This is a genomic window from Nocardioides sp. T2.26MG-1, assembly GCF_950101795.1.
Taxonomy (GTDB): Bacteria; Actinomycetota; Actinomycetes; order Propionibacteriales; family Nocardioidaceae; genus Nocardioides.
Genome location: NZ_CATNLZ010000001.1, coordinates 641,337 through 656,450 on the forward strand (window position 1 = coordinate 641,337; position 15,114 = coordinate 656,450).

Consider the following 15,114-nt stretch of genomic DNA (forward strand, 5'->3'; position numbering starts at 1 on the left):
CGGACGGCGGCCAATCACCAGGACGGACGCCAGGTATCAGCGCCGGGATCAGCGCCGTGGATCAGCGCTGGCCCGCGAAGAACTCCGTCAGCAGCCCCGCCGACTCCTCGGCCAGCACCCCGCTGACGACCTCGGGCCGGTGGTTGAGCCGCCGGTCGCGCACCACGTCCCAGAGGCTGCCGACCGCCCCGGCCTTGGGGTCGAACGCCCCGAACACGACCCGCTCGACGCGGCTCAGCACGGCCGCGCCGGCGCACATCGTGCACGGCTCGAGCGTGACGACGAGCGTGTGGCCGTCGAGACGCCACTCGCCCCGTGCCCGGGCCGCGGCCCGCAGCGCGACCACCTCGGCGTGGCCGGTCGGGTCGTGCTCCGCCTCGCGGACGTTGCGGCCGCGCGCAACCGGCGTACCGTCCGGGTCGAGCACGACCGCGCCGATCGGCACGTCACCGGTCGCGAGCGCCGCGCGAGCCTCGTCGAGGGCGGCCCGCATCGGGCCGTCCCACCGGCCGGTGGTCACGCGGAGGTGAGGCCGACCGCGTCGTCGAAGAGCTTGCCGAAGCCGAGGCGGCGCGCGACGTCGGAGAGCATCTCGTCGGGGTAGAGGTCGAAGTCGTCGAGCAGCACGCCCATGTCCATCGCGTGCATGCCGAGGTCGCCGAGCAGGTCGAGGTCGCCGGCGGGCACCTGGTCGTCCTCGTCCTCCGGCATCGGCAGGCCGAGGAACTCGACCGCGGAGCTGGCGAGCTCCCACTCGTCGGCGGCGGTGATGTCAGAGAGCAGCACCCGGGTGGTCGGGCCGGCGACCCGCACGATCACGAAGAAGTCCTCGTCGACGCCGACGAGGCCGACCGCACCCCCGTCGCCGGGGAAGCGGCGCAGCGCGGCGGCGAGCGTGTCGATCTCCTCGATCACGTCGTGGGCGAGCTCCTGGACGGTCCACACGCCGTCCTCGCGGTAGGCGGCGAGGGCGAAGTCCACGCCGTCGATCTGGTCGGCCATGCCCCACCTCCGTCCGGGTCGCACCGGTGCGTCCACGCGGTCGCCCTCCAGAGTGTCAGACCGGGGGGACGCGGCCAACCCCCTTTCGTCCCACCTCCACTAGGGTTCGGGGCATGCGCACGCATGTCGTCGACCACCCGCTCGTCGCCCACAAGCTCACCCACCTGCGCGACGCGGAGACGGACTCGCCGACGTTCCGCCGGCTGGCCGACGAGCTGGTCACGCTGCTGGCCTACGAGGCCACCCGCGACGTGCGCGTCGAGCCGATGGAGATCGTGACCCCGGTGGCGCCGACCACCGGCGTTCGGCTCGCCCGGCCGCGCCCGCTCGTGGTGCCGATCCTGCGCGCCGGGCTGGGGATGCTCGACGGGATGATGCGGCTGCTGCCGACCGCCGAGGTGGGCTTCCTCGGGATGATCCGCAACGAGGACACGCTGGAGGCCTCGACGTACGCCGAGCGCCTCCCGGAGGACCTCCGCGGGCGCCAGTGCTACGTCCTCGACCCGATGCTCGCCACCGGCGGCACGCTCGCGGCCGCGATCAAGTTCCTCACCGACCGTGGCGCCGACCACATCACCGCGATCTGCCTGCTGGCCGCCCCTGAGGGCTGCGCCCGCCTCGAGCGCGAGCTCGACGGTCTCGACGTGCCGGTGACGATCGTGACCGCCGCGATGGACGAGCGGCTCAACGACAAGGGCTACATCGTCCCCGGCCTCGGCGACGCCGGCGACCGGCTCTACGGCGTGGTGGGCTGAGCTCGGGCCCGCTCACGGCCGCCCGCGGAATCCCCGGTGCACCGGGGAAGTTCCCGCTTCTCGGCCTTTGCAACCCCCGAGAAGCGCCAAGATCCCCGGTACACCGGGGAAACTGCCAGCGGCCCTCAGCCCGGGAAGATCTGCACCGTGCCGGTCGCGATCAGCACCAGCAGGACGAGCACGAGGACGCCCAGGATGGCGTAGGCCCACTCCTTGCCGGCCCGGGTCTCGTCGGACTCGGGGGCGTCGTACCGGTGCCCGTCGGGCAGGCCGAAGCGCTCGTCGTCGTTGCTCATGCCCGTCCAACGACGCAGCGCGCCCGACGTCCCGTGTGACTGCGGACGCTCCGCGGACCAGGGTCCGCGGTCGTGGGCAGACTCGCGTCCGTACGCTGGACGGGTGACCGAGGCTGCGATGAGCCAGGGCGGCGAGGACTTCCGCCGGTTCATGCTCGAGCACCGGTTCGGGATGGACGAGATCGTCACCAAGCTCAACATCCTGCGCGACGAGTTCACCCACCTGCACGACTACAACCCGATCGAGTCGGTGTCCTCGCGGCTGAAGTCGCCCGAGAGCCTCGTGGAGAAGCTCCAGCGCAAGGGGCTCGAGCTCGAGGACCGCCCGTCGTTCGACGAGATCCGGTCCACGATCACCGACATCGCCGGCGTCCGGGTCGTCTGCAGCTTCGTCTCCGACGTCTACCGGGTCTTCGACATGCTCGTCGAGCAGCAGGACATCTCCACCGTCGAGGTCCGCGACTACATCGCCCGCCCGAAGCCCAACGGCTACCGCAGCCTGCACGCACTGGTCGAGGTCCCGGTGTTCCTCTCCGGCGGGCCGGTGCCGGTGCTCGTCGAGGTGCAGTTCCGGACGATCGCGATGGACTTCTGGGCCAGCCTCGAGCACAAGATCTACTACAAGTACCGGCGCGACGTGCCCGTCGAGCTGCTCGACGGGCTGCACGAGGCCGCGGAGACGGCGTACGCCCTGGACGCGACGATGGAACGCCTCCACGAGGAGGTCCGCGGCCTCGACGCCCTGCCGACGGCCCTGGTGGAGGAGCTCCGGACCGGCGGCGACGGTCCCGACGCCGCGCTCGTCGACGCGCTGCGCCGGCTCGGGGCCGCGCCGGAGGGGCGCTAGCTCTACTGCCGGCCGAGCGGCAGCTCGGCGACGGTCTCGTAGCGCGGCCGGCCGCGGGGCCCCTCGCCGAGGTACGACGCCACCAGCTCGACCCGGTCGGCCCGCCACGCGGGCCCGGCGTACCCCTCGAGCAGCCGCACCCAGCTCGTCACCTCGGCCGGGTGCCCGATCCGGGCGAGGGTGACGTGCGGGCGGAACCGCTGCCCGTCGACCGCGATGCCCGCCCGGTTGGCCGCCGCCCGGCAGCCGGTCGCGAGCCGCTCGAGCTCGGTGCGGCCGGCGTCGTCGAGGCCGAGCCCCGCCCAGAGCACCCGCGCGCGTGCGGGGCTGGGGAAGGCGCCGCCGCCGGCGATCGCGACGTCGAACGGGGTACGCCGGGTCGCGGCGCGGGTGAGCCGTTCGAGCAGGTCGTCGAGCCGGCGCTCCTCCACGTCGGCCAGGAACGCCAGCGTCACGTGCAGCTGCTCGACGCCCGCCCACCGGAACTCCCCGGCCGGCCGGCGCGGCTCGAGGAACGCGTCGAGGTGCTCGATCGCCTCCTCGGGCGGGACCAGGGCCGCGAACATCCGCACCCGACCAACCTACGTCGGCCGCCCCGGGTTGACCCGCCCGAAACTTCACGACGGGTCAACGCGATTTGTCGACAAGGCACGTTGACCCGCCCGAAAGTTTCGGGCGGGTCAACGTGGTCAGCCGATCTGGGTGCCGAGCGCGGCACCGATGCCATAGGTGACGGCCATCGCGAACAGGCCGCCCGCGACGTTGCGGGCGAGCGCGCGGCCGGGGCTGCTGTAGCCCAGACGGGCGCTGACCCAGCCGGTGAGCGCGAGCGCGACGACGACGACTCCGACCGTGAGCCAGACCCGCAGCGCCTCCGAGCCGAGGATGATCGTCGACAGCGGCAGCAGCGCGCCGATGGTGAAGGACAGCATCGACGCCCAGGCGGCGTGCACCGGGCTGGAGATGTCGTCGGGGTCGATGCCGAGCTCGACCTCGGCGTGCGCGGCGAGCGCGTCCTGCTCGGTCAGCGCCGTCGCCACCTCGAGGGCGAGCTCGTCCGAGAGGCCCTTGGCGGCGTAGAGCCCGGCGAGCTCGGCGAGCTCCGCCTCGGGCTCGTCGCGCAGCTCGCGGCGCTCCTTGGCGAGCAGGGCCAGCTCGGAGTCGCGCTGGGTGCTGACCGAGACGTACTCACCGGCGCCCATGCTCATCGCACCGGCCGCCAGCCCGGCGACACCGGCGATCATGATCGCGTTGCGGTCGCCGGTCGCGCCGACGGCACCGATGACGATGCCGGCCGTCGACACGATGCCGTCGTTGGCGCCGAGCACGGCGGCGCGCAGCCAGTTGAGCCGGTTGTTGAAGCCGCGGGGATGCGGCTCGTCGGGATGTGGCCCGATCGGCACGGACTGGATCTCACTCACCGCCATGGGACGAATCCAACGCCGCCCGGAGGGGCCCTGCAACCAAGGATTGCCTGTGCTCACGGGGATTCCGCCCCCCTCTCAGAGGCCGAGGTCGCGACCGATCAGCTCCTTCATGATCTCATTGGAACCCGCCCAGATCTTGGAGACGCGGGCGTCCCGCCAGGCCCGGGCGACGCGGTACTCGTTCATGTAGCCGTAGCCGCCGTGCAGCTGGACGCAGTGGTCGAGCACCTCGTTCTGCACCTGCGAGCTCCACCACTTGGCCTTGGCCGCGTCGATGGGGGTCAGCTCGCGCGCGGCGTGGGCGACCACGCACTGGTCGATGAACGCCTCGGTCACCTCGATCTGCGTGAACAGCTCGGCGAGCAGGAACTTGTTGTGCTGGAACGACCCGATGCCCTGGCCGAACGCCTTGCGGTCCTTGGTGTACTGCAGCGTCTCGATCAGGATCTGCTTGGCGTGTGCGACGTTGGAGATCGCACAGCCGAGTCGCTCCTGCGGCAGCTTCTGCATCATGTGGATGAAGCCGCCGTCGAGCTCCCCGACGATCTCGGCGTCGGTGACGCGGACGTTCGAGAGGTTGAGCTCGGCGGTGTCGGACTCGTCCTGGCCGACCTTGTCGAGCTTGCGGCCGCGGCTGAAGCCCGGCGCGGTGGCGTCGACCGCGAACAGCGTGATGCCGCGGGCCTTCTTCTCCGGCGACGTGCGCGCCGCGATGATCACGAGGTCGGCCGAGTAGCCGTTGGTGATGAACGTCTTGGACCCGTTGAGCACCCAGCCGTCGCCGTCCTTGACGGCCGTGGTCTTGAGCGCCGCGAGGTCGGAGCCGCCGGAGGGCTCGGTCATGCCGATCGCGAGCAGGATCTCGCCGGCGGCGACGCCGGGCAGCCAGCGCTTCTTCTGCTCCTCGGTGCCGAGCTCGACGAGGTACGGCGCGGTGATGTCCGCGTGGATGCCGACGCAGGAGCCGAGCGCGGCGTTGACCTTGTTCAACTCCTCGAGGAGCACCGCGTTGAACCGATAGTCGCCCGCCTCGGCGCCACCGTGCTCCTCGGGGATCTCCAGGCCGAGGAAGCCCTGCCTGCCCGCCTCGAGCCAGAACTCCCGCGGGATCGCCTTGTCCGCGGCGTGCTGCTCGACGTGGGGGATGACCGACCGCTCGAGGAACTCGCGCACGGAGGCGCGGAACGCCTCGTGGTCCTCGTCGTAGATGCTCCGCTTCATGGCGGGCATCCTACGTCGTGCGCTACTGGTCGGTAACCGGCTCCACGACCCGGGTGGTCATCACCGCCGCGACCGCGAGCAGGGACACCGCCGCGACCGCGGAGGCGACGAACACCGCGTGCACCGCCGGGTGCAGGACGCCCGGAGTCAGGTGCTCGAGGTCGGGTACGCCGCGCCCGAGCCGCGAGGCGACCACGCCGTTCGCGATCGCGCCGAAGACCGCGACCCCCACCGCGCTGCCGACCGAGCGGGCGAACATCGTCGTACCGGTCGCGACCCCGCGGTGCTGCCAGGTCACCGAGGACTGGGCGGCGATCACGGACGGGCTCGCGACCAGGCCGAAGCCGAGGCCCATGACGAAGCACGGCGCGGCCAGGTGCAGGATCGAGCTGCCCGGGTCGATGGTCACCAGCAGGGCCGCGCCGGCGAGACCGACGGCGCCGCCGATCAGCATCGTCCGGCGGAAGCCGATCGTGAGGTAGAGCCGGCCCGCGTTGGAGGCCGCGATCGGCCAGCCGAGCGTCATCGCGGCGAGGGCGAACCCCGCCACCACCGCGCCGTGGCCGAGCACGGTCTGGGCGTAGAGCGGGACGTAGGTCGAGAGCCCCATGATCAGCACCCCGACCACGAGCGACGCGAGCATCGCGGAGACCAGCACCCGGTGGCGGAACACCCACAGCGGCAGCACCGGCTCCACCGCACGCCGCTCGACGAGGCCGAACGCCACGAGCAGCGCGCCGGCGACCGCGAACAGCGTGATGCTCGTGCCCGACGACCACGTCCAGCGGATGCCACCCTCGAGCAGCGCGAGCAGGAGCAGTACGCCGCCGCCGGCCAGGAGCAGTGAGCCGGCGTAGTCGATCCGGTGCCGCTCCCGGGCCACGTCCTCGGCGAAGTGCCGCCACAGCATCCAGCCGGCGGCGACCCCGAGCGGCAGGTTCACGAAGAAGATCCACCGCCAGGAGAGGTAGTCGGCGAAGACGCCGCCCAGCGTGGGACCGACGACGGCGGAGATCGCCCAGACGCTGGCGAGGTAGCCCTGGACCTTGGCCCGCTCCGCGACGGAGTAGATGTCGCCGACGATCGTCATGCCGACCGGCTGCACCGCGCCGGCGCCCAGACCCTGCACGGCGCGGAACGCGATCAGCGCGCCCATCCCCCACGCGAGCCCGCACAGCAGCGAGCCGACCAGGAACAGGCCCACACCCACCAGCATCACGGGCTTGCGGCCGTACTGGTCCGCGAGCTTGGCGTAGACGGGCACCGAGACCGCCTGTGCCAGGAGGTAGACCGAGAACAGCCACGGGAATTGGGTGAACCCGCCGAGGTCCTCGACCACCGACGGCACCGCCGTGGCGAGGATCGTCGAGTCGATCGCGACCAGGCCGATGCTCAGCATCACCGCCAGCAGCACCGGCCCGCGCTCGGAGCGCAGGCCCACGCTCGCGCGGGAGATGTCGGACTGGGCCACGTCCGGCCGCAACCGGCGCCGCGGGTGAGGCATTCCCGACACTGCGTGGCGGGTTGGTCGCCACGGAGACGGGGTACGACGTGGATCGGGATTGACCGACCAGACCGAGGGGTGTGCTTTGATCGTTCCAACCGCCGACGGGGTGGAGCAGGTGGACGAGCGGCCGGGCGCTCAGGGAGAGGGTGTCATGGAGGTCTGGCCGGGACGCGCCTACCCGCTGGGTGCGACGTTCGACGGGAGCGGCACCAACTTCGCGCTGTTCAGTGAGGTCGCCGAGAAGGTCGAGCTGTGCCTGTTCGACGCCGAGGGCACCGAGACCCGCGTCGAGCTCACCGAGGTCGACGCCTACGTCTGGCACGCCTACCTGCCCGCCGTCCAGCCCGGCCAGCGCTACGGCTACCGCGTGCACGGCCCCTGGGACCCCGAGAACGGCCAGCGCTGCAATCCCAACAAGCTCCTGCTCGACCCCTACGCCAAGGCCACCGCGGGCGAGATCGACTGGGACCAGAGCCTGTTCTCCTACAACTTCGGCGACCCGGACTCCCGCAACGACGACGACTCGGCGTCGCACATGACCCACGGCGTCGTGATCAACCCGTTCTTCGACTGGGAGGGCGACCGCCGGCTCGACTACCCCTACAACGAGTCGATCATCTACGAGGCGCACGTCAAGGGCCTGACCCAGCTGCACCCGGACATCCCTGAGGACCTGCGCGGCACGTACGCCGCCCTCGCGCACCCGGCGGTCACCGAGCACCTCACCAAGCTCGGCGTCACCGCCATCGAGCTGATGCCCGTGCACCAGTTCATCCAGGACAGCACGCTGCTCGAGAAGGGCCTGCGCAACTACTGGGGCTACAACACCCTCGGCTTCTTCGCGCCGCACGCCGACTACGCCGCCACCGGGCTGCCCGGCCAGCAGGTGCAGGAGTTCAAGACCATGGTCAAGGCGATGCACGCCGAGGGCATCGAGGTCATCCTCGACGTGGTCTACAACCACACCGCGGAGGGCAACCACCTCGGCCCGACGCTGAGCTTCAAGGGCATCGACAACGCGGCGTACTACCGGGTGGTCGAGGACGACCAGCGCTACTACATGGACTACACGGGCACCGGCAACAGCCTCAACGTCCGCCACCCGCACTCGCTCCAGCTGATCATGGACTCGCTGCGCTACTGGGTCACCGAGATGCACGTCGACGGGTTCCGCTTCGACCTCGCCTCGACCCTGGCCCGTGAGTTCTACGACGTCGACCGGCTCTCGACGTTCTTCGAGCTCGTGCAGCAGGACCCGGTCGTCAGCCAGGTGAAGCTGATCGCCGAGCCGTGGGACATCGGCCCCGGCGGCTACCAGGTCGGCGGCTTCCCCCCGCAGTGGACCGAGTGGAACGGCAAGTATCGCGACACTGTCCGCGACTTCTGGCGCGGCGAGCCGTCGCTGGGCGAGTTCGCCTCGCGCCTCGCCGGCTCGGCCGACCTCTACGAGCACTCGGGCCGCCGCCCGGTGGCGAGCATCAACTTCGTCACCGCCCACGACGGCTTCACGCTCAACGACCTGGTCTCCTACAACGACAAGCACAACGAGGCCAACGGCGAGGACAACAAGGACGGCGAGAGCCACAACCGCTCGTGGAACCACGGCGTCGAGGGGCCCACCGACGACCCCGAGATCCTGGCGTTCCGCGCCCGCGAGCAGCGCAACTTCATCGCGACGCTGCTGCTCAGCCAGGGCGTCCCGATGCTGCTGCACGGCGACGAGATGGGCCGCACCCAGCACGGCAACAACAACACCTACGCCCAGGACTCCGAGATCAGCTGGGTGCACTGGGAGGACGCCGACCGCCCGCTGATCGAGTTCACCGCGGCACTGACCCGGCTGCGGCGCGAGCACCCGACGTTCCACCGCAAGCGCTTCTTCACCGGGAGCACCGTGCGGGTGCCCGACGGCACCCTGGACGACGGGGAGGGCGGCGACCGGCTCAACGACATCGTCTGGCTGCACCTCGACGGACACCCGATGGTCGACGGTGACTGGACCAGTGGCGCCCAGGCCATCGGCATGTACCTCAACGGCCACGGCATCGACGGCAAGGACGAGCGCGGCGGACCGATCATTGACGACCACTTCCTGCTGTACTTCAACGCCGACGGCCCGGCCGAGGTGACCCTGCCTCCCGACGAGTACGCCGAGGCCTGGGACGTCGTGGTCGACACCGGCGGCTCGGCCGACGAGCAGCCGGCGTACGCCGCGGGCTCGACGTACTCGATGACCTCGCGCAGCGTGCTCGTCCTCCGCGAGCACCAGGAGCCCGAGGCGGATCCCGACCACTCGGTCGCCGCGTCGGTCGCCCAAGCTCGCCGGAGCTGAGCCAGTGTCCGGCCAGCGGAGGACCCCGGTCAGCACCTACCGGCTGCAGATCACGTCCGACTTCGACCTGTTCGAGGCGGCGCGGCGGCTGCCCTACCTGCACGCGCTCGGCGTCGACTGGGTCTACCTGTCGCCGCTGCTCGCCGCCGAGCCTGGCAGCGACCACGGCTACGACGTGGTGGCGTTCGACCGGATCGACCCGGCCCGGGGTGGCGCCGAGGGACTCGCCGCGATGTCGGCCGAGGCCCGCCGGCTCGGCCTGGGCGTGCTCGTCGACATCGTGCCCAACCACGTCGGGGTCGCGACGCCTGCCGAGAACGCCTGGTGGTGGGACCTGCTGCAGCACGGCCGCGACTCGGCGTACGCCGACGCGTTCGACGTCGACTGGGACGCCGGCGACGGCAAGGTCCTGATCCCGGTGGTCGGCGACGGCGACGAGGGCTCGATCGCGGTCGAGGCCGGCCCCGAGGGTGGCGAGCTGCGCTACCACGAGATGCGGTTCCCGCTGGCGCCCGGCACCTCGACCCACGAGGAGCAGCACTACCGGCTCGTCAACTGGCGCGAGGCCGACGCCTCGCTCAACTACCGGCGCTTCTTCGCGGTCAACACGCTGGCCGGCGTGCGCGTCGAGGACCCCGAGGTGTTCGCGCAGTCGCACGCCGAGATCAGGCGGTGGTTCGACGAGGGCCTCGTCGACGGGCTGCGCGTCGACCACCCCGACGGGCTGCGCGACCCGCAGGGCTACCTCGACGACCTCGCGAGGCTCACCGGCGGCGCCTACGTGCTCGTGGAGAAGATCCTCGAGCCCGGCGAGACGCTGCCGTCGTCCTGGGCCACGCAGGGCACCACCGGCTACGACGCGCTCGCGTTCGTCGACCGGGTGCTCACCGACCCCGCCGGGCAGCAGCCGCTCGACGAGCTCGAGACGCGGCTGCGCGGCGGTCCCGTCGACTGGGCCGAGATGATCCGCGGCACCAAGCGCGCGGTGGCCGACGGCATCCTCCAGTCCGAGGTCCGCCGCATCGTCCGCGAGGTGACCTCGGTGGTTGAGGTGCGAGGAGCGCGCGCTCGTGCTGAGGTGCGAAGCGAAGCGAGCCTCGAAGTGACGAGCCTCGAAACCCCCGTGGACGTCACGAGCCTCCGCGACGCCGTCGCCGAGCTGCTGGCCTGCTTCCCGGTCTACCGCTCCTACCTGCCGCTGGGTCGCGAGCACCTCGACGAGGCGTTCGCCGACGCGCGGCGCACCCGGCCCGACCTGGCGGCGACGTACGACGCGCTCGAGCCGGTGCTGTCCGACCCCGCCAGCCCGCCCGCGCTGCGCTTCCAGCAGACCAGCGGCATGGTGATGGCCAAGGGCGTCGAGGACTGCGCGTTCTACCGCTTCTCGCGACTCACCTCGCTCAACGAGGTCGGCGGCGACCCGTCGGTGTTCGCGATCGGCCCCGATGCCTTCCACGAGGCGATGGTCGTCCGGCAGCGCGACTGGCCGCACGCGATGACCACGCTCTCGACCCACGACACCAAGCGCGGCGAGGACGTGCGGGCCCGGATCACCGTGCTCGCCGAGATGCCCGGCGTCTGGGCCGCCGGCCTGGACGAGCTGCTCGAGCTGGTGCCGCTGCCCGACCCGGGCTTCGGATCCCTGCTGTGGCAGGCGATCCTCGGCGCCTGGACGCCCGATCACCTGCCCGACCTGCGAATGCGGCTGCACGGGTACGCCGAGAAGGCGATGCGCGAGGCCGGCGACCGCACCACGTGGACCGCGCCCGACGAGGCCTACGAGGCGGTCGTGCACCGCGCCGTCGACGCGGTCTTCGAATCGTCCGACGTGCAGCGGGTCCTCGGCGACCTCGCCGCTCGCATCGACGAGCCCGGCCGCACCAACGCCCTGGCCGCCAAGCTCGTCGCGATCACGATGCCGGGCGTGCCCGACGTCTACCAGGGCAGCGAGCTGTGGGAGACCAGCCTGGTCGACCCCGACAACCGGCGACCGGTCGACTTCGACCACCGCGCGGCCGTGTTGGCGGGCACCGACAGCGACGACGCGGTCGACAAGCTGCACGTCACCTGCACCGCGCTGACCCTGCGGCGCGACCGGCCCGAGCTGTTCACGACGTACGCCGGGATCGGCGCCACCGGGTCCGCGGCCGAGCACGTGCTGGCCTTCGACCGGGGTGGGGCGATCACGGTCGCCACCCGACTGCCCGTGGGGCTGCATGCTCGCGGCGGCTGGGGGGACACGGAGCTCGACCTGCCGCCCGGCCGGTGGCACGACGTGCTCACGGGCCGCCGCACGGTGGTTGAGGAGGAAGCGCTGCAACCGTCTCGATACCCCCGGCTGTCCGAGCTGCTCGGCACGCTGCCCGTGGCCCTGCTCGTGAGGGAGGACTGATCCGATGACCCGCGGACCTTTCGACGTCTGGGCGCCGCTGCCCGAGCGGCTGCGGCTCTCGGTCGCCGGCGAGACCGTCGAGATGACCCGGGGCGACGACGGGTGGTGGACACCCGCGGGGCCGACCCCGGCCGTCACGGACGTCGACTACGGCTACCTGGTCGGCGACGTCGACACCCCCCGGCCCGACCCGCGCTCGCGCCGGCAGCCCGGCGGGGTGCACGAGCCCTCGCGGACCTTCGACCCCACGGCGCACGTCTGGAACGACCACACCTGGACCGGCCGCCAGCTCGCGGGGTCGGTGATCTACGAGCTCCACATCGGCACGTTCACCCCCGAGGGCACATTCGACGCCGCCCTCGGGAAGCTCGGCCACCTGCGTGAGATCGGGGTCGACCTGGTCGAGCTGATGCCGGTCAACGCGTTCAACGGCACCCACAACTGGGGCTACGACGGCGTGGGCTGGTTCGCCGTCCACGAGGGGTACGGCGGCCCCGAGGGCTACCAGCGCTTCGTCGACGGCTGCCACGCGGCCGGGCTCGGCGTCATCCAGGACGTCGTCTACAACCACCTCGGCCCGTCGGGCAACTACCTGCCGATGTTCGCGCCGTACCTCAAGTCGGGCGCCAACACGTGGGGCGACTTCCTCAACCTCGACGGCCCCGGGTCCGACGAGGTGCGCGGCTACATCCTCGACAACGTGCGGATGTGGCTCTCCGACTACCACGTCGACGGGCTGCGGCTCGACGCCGTGCACGCGCTCAACGACGCCGGCCACCAGCACCTCCTCGAGGAGATGGCGGTGATGGTCGACGCGCTCTCCGCACACCAGCGCCGGCCGCTGACGCTGATCGCGGAGTCCGACCTCAACGACACCCGGCTGGTGCGTCCGCGCGAGGCCGGCGGCTACGGGCTCGCGGCGCAGTGGAGCGACGACTTCCACCACGCCGTCCACGTCGCGCTCACCGGCGAGACCGAGGGCTACTACGCCGACTTCGCGCCGCTGTCGGCGCTGGCGAAGGTGTGCGAGCGCGGGTTCTTCCACGACGGCACCTGGTCGTCGTTCCGGGGCCGCAACCACGGCTTCCCGGTCGACCTGCGCACGACGCCCGCCTGGCGGCTGGTGGTGTGCACCCAGAACCACGACCAGATCGGCAACCGCGCCCGCGGCGACCGGATCACCGAGGTGCTCGACGACGACCAGCTGGCCTGTGCGGCGCTGCTGACCCTGTGCGGGCCGTTCACGCCGATGCTCTTCATGGGCGAGGAGTGGGCGGCGTCCACGCCGTTCCAGTTCTTCACCTCGCACCCGGAGCCCGAGCTGGGCGCGGCGACCGCCGAGGGCCGGATCGCGGAGTTCGAGCGGATGGGCTGGGACCCGGCCGTCGTACCGGACCCGCAGGACCCGGAGACGTTCCGGCGCTCCAAGCTGGACTGGTCGGAGGCCACCGGCGGCCGGCACGCCCGGATGCTGGAGGTCTACCGCCGGCTCGCGGCGCTGCGGCGCGAGCACGAGTCGCTCACCGACCCGTCGTTCGCGTCAGTGGCGTGCACCGCCGACGAGGAGAGCCGGGTCTTCACGATGCGCCGCGACGAGCTGACGGTCGTGGTGAACTTCGGCGACGTCGCGGCGACGGTCGAGACCGCCGCCGCGACGCTGCTGTTCGAGACCGGCGCCGGCGTCACGCTCGAGCAGGGCCGGCTGGCCCTGCCCCCGCACGCCGGGGCGCTGGTCGGTCCCTGACCTGGGGTCAGGCGCCCAGCTGGGCGAAGTCGATGACCTCGTCGTCGCCGGGTGCCTCGACCTCGAACTCCTCGTCGAACTCCGAGAACGTCACGCTGCCGGTGTCCTTGCCGTCGGTCTTCTCGATCTTGACCAGGTAATGCGGGTCGTCGACGAGCACGTAGCCGGTCGAGGTCCCGTCCTCGGGGTCCTCGTTGTCGACCGCGACGGTCTCGTCGCCGTCGACGTCCTCGGTGCCCTTGACCGTGTACTTCGAGCCGTCGGTCTTGTCGTCCTTGAGCATCTGGTCGAGCAGCTCGTCCACGTCGCAGAAGGAGTTGAACGAGTCGTCCTCTGCCGGGATCACCACCCACTTGTCACCCACGGTCGCGATCACCTGGTCGGCGGTCTCGCCCGCCGTCGCGCGCCAGAAGGCCTCGTCGGGCTTCATCCACGTCGATCCGTCGACCCCGAGCAGCTCCGTCGAGCCGCCGGCGATCCCGATCGTGCCGGTGCAGTCGCCGCCCGAGCTCGCCTGCAGGTCGATGTCGATCTGCTGACCGTCGCTGGTCACCGACCCGGAGACCTTCACGGCCTTCAGGTCACCCATGTCCGCCTTCGAGGCCTTCACGATCTCGTCCGCCGGCTTGTCGGCGAACCCGTCCCCGCCGCCGCAGGCGGTCATCAGCACCGCTGCCCCGAGCCCGGTCACTGCCATTGCGATACGCGCCACGCGATTCCTCCTGTTGTTGGTGGGGCAACCGTGCCAGACAACAGCCACAACGCGGCATCGGTCCATCCCCCAGACGGGCTACGGGGGTCGGCTTGGCCGATAGTCCTTGTCGTCTGCGGGGTCGTGCCGCCGCCGGGACCCGCGAACGTCAGGGACTAGCGCAGCAGCTCGTCCACCCAGGCGGGCACGAGGTGGGTGGCCGGGCCGTGCCGGGTCTCGTCGAACAGGCGGCTGCCCACGCTGGGCTCCAGGTTGAGCTCGACGGTCCGCGCCCCCTGCGCGGCGGCGTACAGCACGAAGCCGGCGGCCGGGTGCACCGCCCCGGACGTCCCGATCGACACGAACAGGTCGGCCGTGCCGAGGGCCCCGTGGATGCGGTCCATGTCGTAGGGCAGCTCGCCGAACCACACCACGTCAGGGCGCAGCTCGCGGCGCCCGCAGTGCGGGCACGGCGGCCGGTCGCCCAGGGCGCCGGTCCAGTCGAACCGGCGCGCGCAGCCCCCACAGAGCGCGGAGCGGAGCCGGCCGTGCATGTGCAGCACGCGCTGCGACCCGCCGCGCTCGTGGAGGTCGTCGATGTTCTGGGTGATCAGGAGCAGGTCGCCGCCGAGCTCACCCTCGAGGCGGGCGAGCGCCCGGTGGGCGTCGTTCGGCTCGACGGACGCCAGGGCCGCGCGGCGCTGGTCGTAGAAGCGGTGCACCAGCGCGGGCTGCCGCGCGTACGCCTCGGGCGTCGCGACCTCCTCGACCCGGTGGCCGTGCCACAGGCCCTCGGCGTCGCGGAACGTCGGGACGCCGCTCTCGGCGGAGATCCCGGCACCGGTCAGCACCACGACCCTCACACCCCCACACTACGGTCGGGTCGACTCCCCGTGTGAG

14 protein-coding genes are annotated in these 15,114 nt (G+C 71.6%); 5 read left to right on the forward strand and 9 right to left on the reverse strand.

Translation table 11 applies throughout. The features are described from left to right. Positions 1 to 61 precede the first annotated feature (61 nt). Both QQZ14_RS03160 and QQZ14_RS03165 read right to left on the reverse strand, forming a co-directional pair. Positions 62 to 493 (reverse strand): nucleoside deaminase, encoded by a 432-nt coding sequence (locus QQZ14_RS03160; RefSeq protein WP_284533075.1) that lies wholly within the window; start codon positions 491 to 493, stop codon positions 62 to 64. Between the two features lie 23 nt (positions 494 to 516). Further along, positions 517 to 1,002: a tRNA adenosine deaminase-associated protein gene (locus QQZ14_RS03165; protein ID WP_284532713.1), complete on the reverse strand. Its 486-nt coding sequence runs from the start codon at positions 1,000 to 1,002 to the stop codon at positions 517 to 519. Between the two features lie 113 nt (positions 1,003 to 1,115). Here QQZ14_RS03165 and upp point away from each other — a divergent pair, with 113 nt between their 5' ends. Beyond that, positions 1,116 to 1,757 (forward strand): uracil phosphoribosyltransferase, encoded by a 642-nt coding sequence (upp, locus tag QQZ14_RS03170; RefSeq protein ID WP_284532714.1) that lies wholly within the window; start codon positions 1,116 to 1,118, stop codon positions 1,755 to 1,757. A 125-nt stretch (positions 1,758 to 1,882) separates the two neighbouring features. Here upp and QQZ14_RS03175 read toward each other — a convergent pair whose 3' ends face one another. Continuing rightward, positions 1,883 to 2,053: a hypothetical protein gene (locus QQZ14_RS03175; protein WP_284532716.1), complete on the reverse strand. Its 171-nt coding sequence runs from the start codon at positions 2,051 to 2,053 to the stop codon at positions 1,883 to 1,885. 103 nt (positions 2,054 to 2,156) lie between these two features. Between QQZ14_RS03175 and QQZ14_RS03180 the strand changes: the two genes are divergently transcribed. Then, on the forward strand, positions 2,157 to 2,900 hold the full coding sequence (locus QQZ14_RS03180) for a GTP pyrophosphokinase (protein ID WP_284532717.1): 744 nt from the start codon (positions 2,157 to 2,159) through the stop codon (positions 2,898 to 2,900). A gap of 2 nt (positions 2,901 to 2,902) precedes the next feature. Here QQZ14_RS03180 and thpR read toward each other — a convergent pair whose 3' ends face one another. The 4 genes from thpR to QQZ14_RS03200 all read right to left on the reverse strand — a co-directional run bounded on the left by thpR (position 2,903) and on the right by QQZ14_RS03200 (position 7,019). Beyond that, positions 2,903 to 3,466, reverse strand: coding sequence for an RNA 2',3'-cyclic phosphodiesterase (gene thpR / locus QQZ14_RS03185; protein ID WP_284533076.1), 564 nt, complete (start codon positions 3,464 to 3,466; stop codon positions 2,903 to 2,905). A 123-nt stretch (positions 3,467 to 3,589) separates the two neighbouring features. Continuing rightward, positions 3,590 to 4,327: a VIT1/CCC1 transporter family protein gene (locus QQZ14_RS03190; RefSeq protein ID WP_284532718.1), complete on the reverse strand. Its 738-nt coding sequence runs from the start codon at positions 4,325 to 4,327 to the stop codon at positions 3,590 to 3,592. 75 nt (positions 4,328 to 4,402) lie between these two features. After that, a complete protein-coding gene (locus QQZ14_RS03195; RefSeq protein WP_284532719.1) occupies positions 4,403 to 5,548 on the reverse strand; it encodes an acyl-CoA dehydrogenase family protein in 1,146 nt (381 codons plus the stop codon). A 22-nt stretch (positions 5,549 to 5,570) separates the two neighbouring features. Beyond that, positions 5,571 to 7,019 carry an MDR family MFS transporter gene (locus tag QQZ14_RS03200; RefSeq protein WP_284532720.1) on the reverse strand — a complete coding sequence of 483 codons (1,449 nt, stop codon included), beginning with the start codon at positions 7,017 to 7,019 and terminating at the stop codon, positions 5,571 to 5,573. Between the two features lie 187 nt (positions 7,020 to 7,206). On the opposite strand from QQZ14_RS03200, the gene glgX reads away from it, so the two are divergent. The 3 genes from glgX to treZ are packed head-to-tail and all read left to right on the forward strand — an operon-like array spanning position 7,207 to position 13,523. After that, positions 7,207 to 9,387, forward strand: coding sequence for a glycogen debranching protein GlgX (gene glgX, locus QQZ14_RS03205; RefSeq protein WP_284533077.1), 2,181 nt, complete (start codon positions 7,207 to 7,209; stop codon positions 9,385 to 9,387). A gap of 4 nt (positions 9,388 to 9,391) precedes the next feature. Further along, complete coding sequence (gene treY, locus QQZ14_RS03210) at positions 9,392 to 11,779, forward strand: malto-oligosyltrehalose synthase (protein WP_284532721.1); 2,388 nt, start codon at positions 9,392 to 9,394, stop codon at positions 11,777 to 11,779. 4 nt (positions 11,780 to 11,783) lie between these two features. After that, on the forward strand, positions 11,784 to 13,523 hold the full coding sequence (gene treZ, locus QQZ14_RS03215) for a malto-oligosyltrehalose trehalohydrolase (protein ID WP_284532723.1): 1,740 nt from the start codon (positions 11,784 to 11,786) through the stop codon (positions 13,521 to 13,523). Positions 13,524 to 13,530: 7 nt separating this feature from the next. On the opposite strand, the gene QQZ14_RS03220 is transcribed toward treZ, so the two are convergent. Together QQZ14_RS03220 and QQZ14_RS03225 are read right to left on the reverse strand one after the other, a co-directional pair. Next, complete coding sequence (locus tag QQZ14_RS03220; protein WP_284532724.1) at positions 13,531 to 14,235, reverse strand: hypothetical protein; 705 nt, start codon at positions 14,233 to 14,235, stop codon at positions 13,531 to 13,533. A gap of 155 nt (positions 14,236 to 14,390) precedes the next feature. Further along, positions 14,391 to 15,077: an NAD-dependent deacylase gene (locus QQZ14_RS03225; RefSeq protein WP_284532725.1), complete on the reverse strand. Its 687-nt coding sequence runs from the start codon at positions 15,075 to 15,077 to the stop codon at positions 14,391 to 14,393. Between the last annotated feature and the right edge of the window lie 37 nt (positions 15,078 to 15,114).

What these genes read in the sequence shown, in the direction of transcription:
- QQZ14_RS03190 (WP_284532718.1), bottom strand. Translation starts at nt 4,327, where the DNA reads ATGGCGGTGAGTGAGATCCAGTCCGTGCCGATCGGGCCACATCCCGAC.
- QQZ14_RS03175 (WP_284532716.1), bottom strand. Translation starts at nt 2,053, where the DNA reads ATGAGCAACGACGACGAGCGCTTCGGCCTGCCCGACGGGCACCGGTAC.
- QQZ14_RS03165 (WP_284532713.1), bottom strand. Translation starts at nt 1,002, where the DNA reads ATGGCCGACCAGATCGACGGCGTGGACTTCGCCCTCGCCGCCTACCGC.
- QQZ14_RS03195 (WP_284532719.1), bottom strand. Translation starts at nt 5,548, where the DNA reads ATGAAGCGGAGCATCTACGACGAGGACCACGAGGCGTTCCGCGCCTCC.
- upp (WP_284532714.1), top strand. Translation starts at nt 1,116, where the DNA reads ATGCGCACGCATGTCGTCGACCACCCGCTCGTCGCCCACAAGCTCACC.
- glgX (WP_284533077.1), top strand. Translation starts at nt 7,207, where the DNA reads ATGGAGGTCTGGCCGGGACGCGCCTACCCGCTGGGTGCGACGTTCGAC.
- QQZ14_RS03160 (WP_284533075.1), bottom strand. Translation starts at nt 493, where the DNA reads ATGCGGGCCGCCCTCGACGAGGCTCGCGCGGCGCTCGCGACCGGTGAC.
- treZ (WP_284532723.1), top strand. Translation starts at nt 11,784, where the DNA reads ATGACCCGCGGACCTTTCGACGTCTGGGCGCCGCTGCCCGAGCGGCTG.
- thpR (WP_284533076.1), bottom strand. Translation starts at nt 3,466, where the DNA reads ATGTTCGCGGCCCTGGTCCCGCCCGAGGAGGCGATCGAGCACCTCGAC.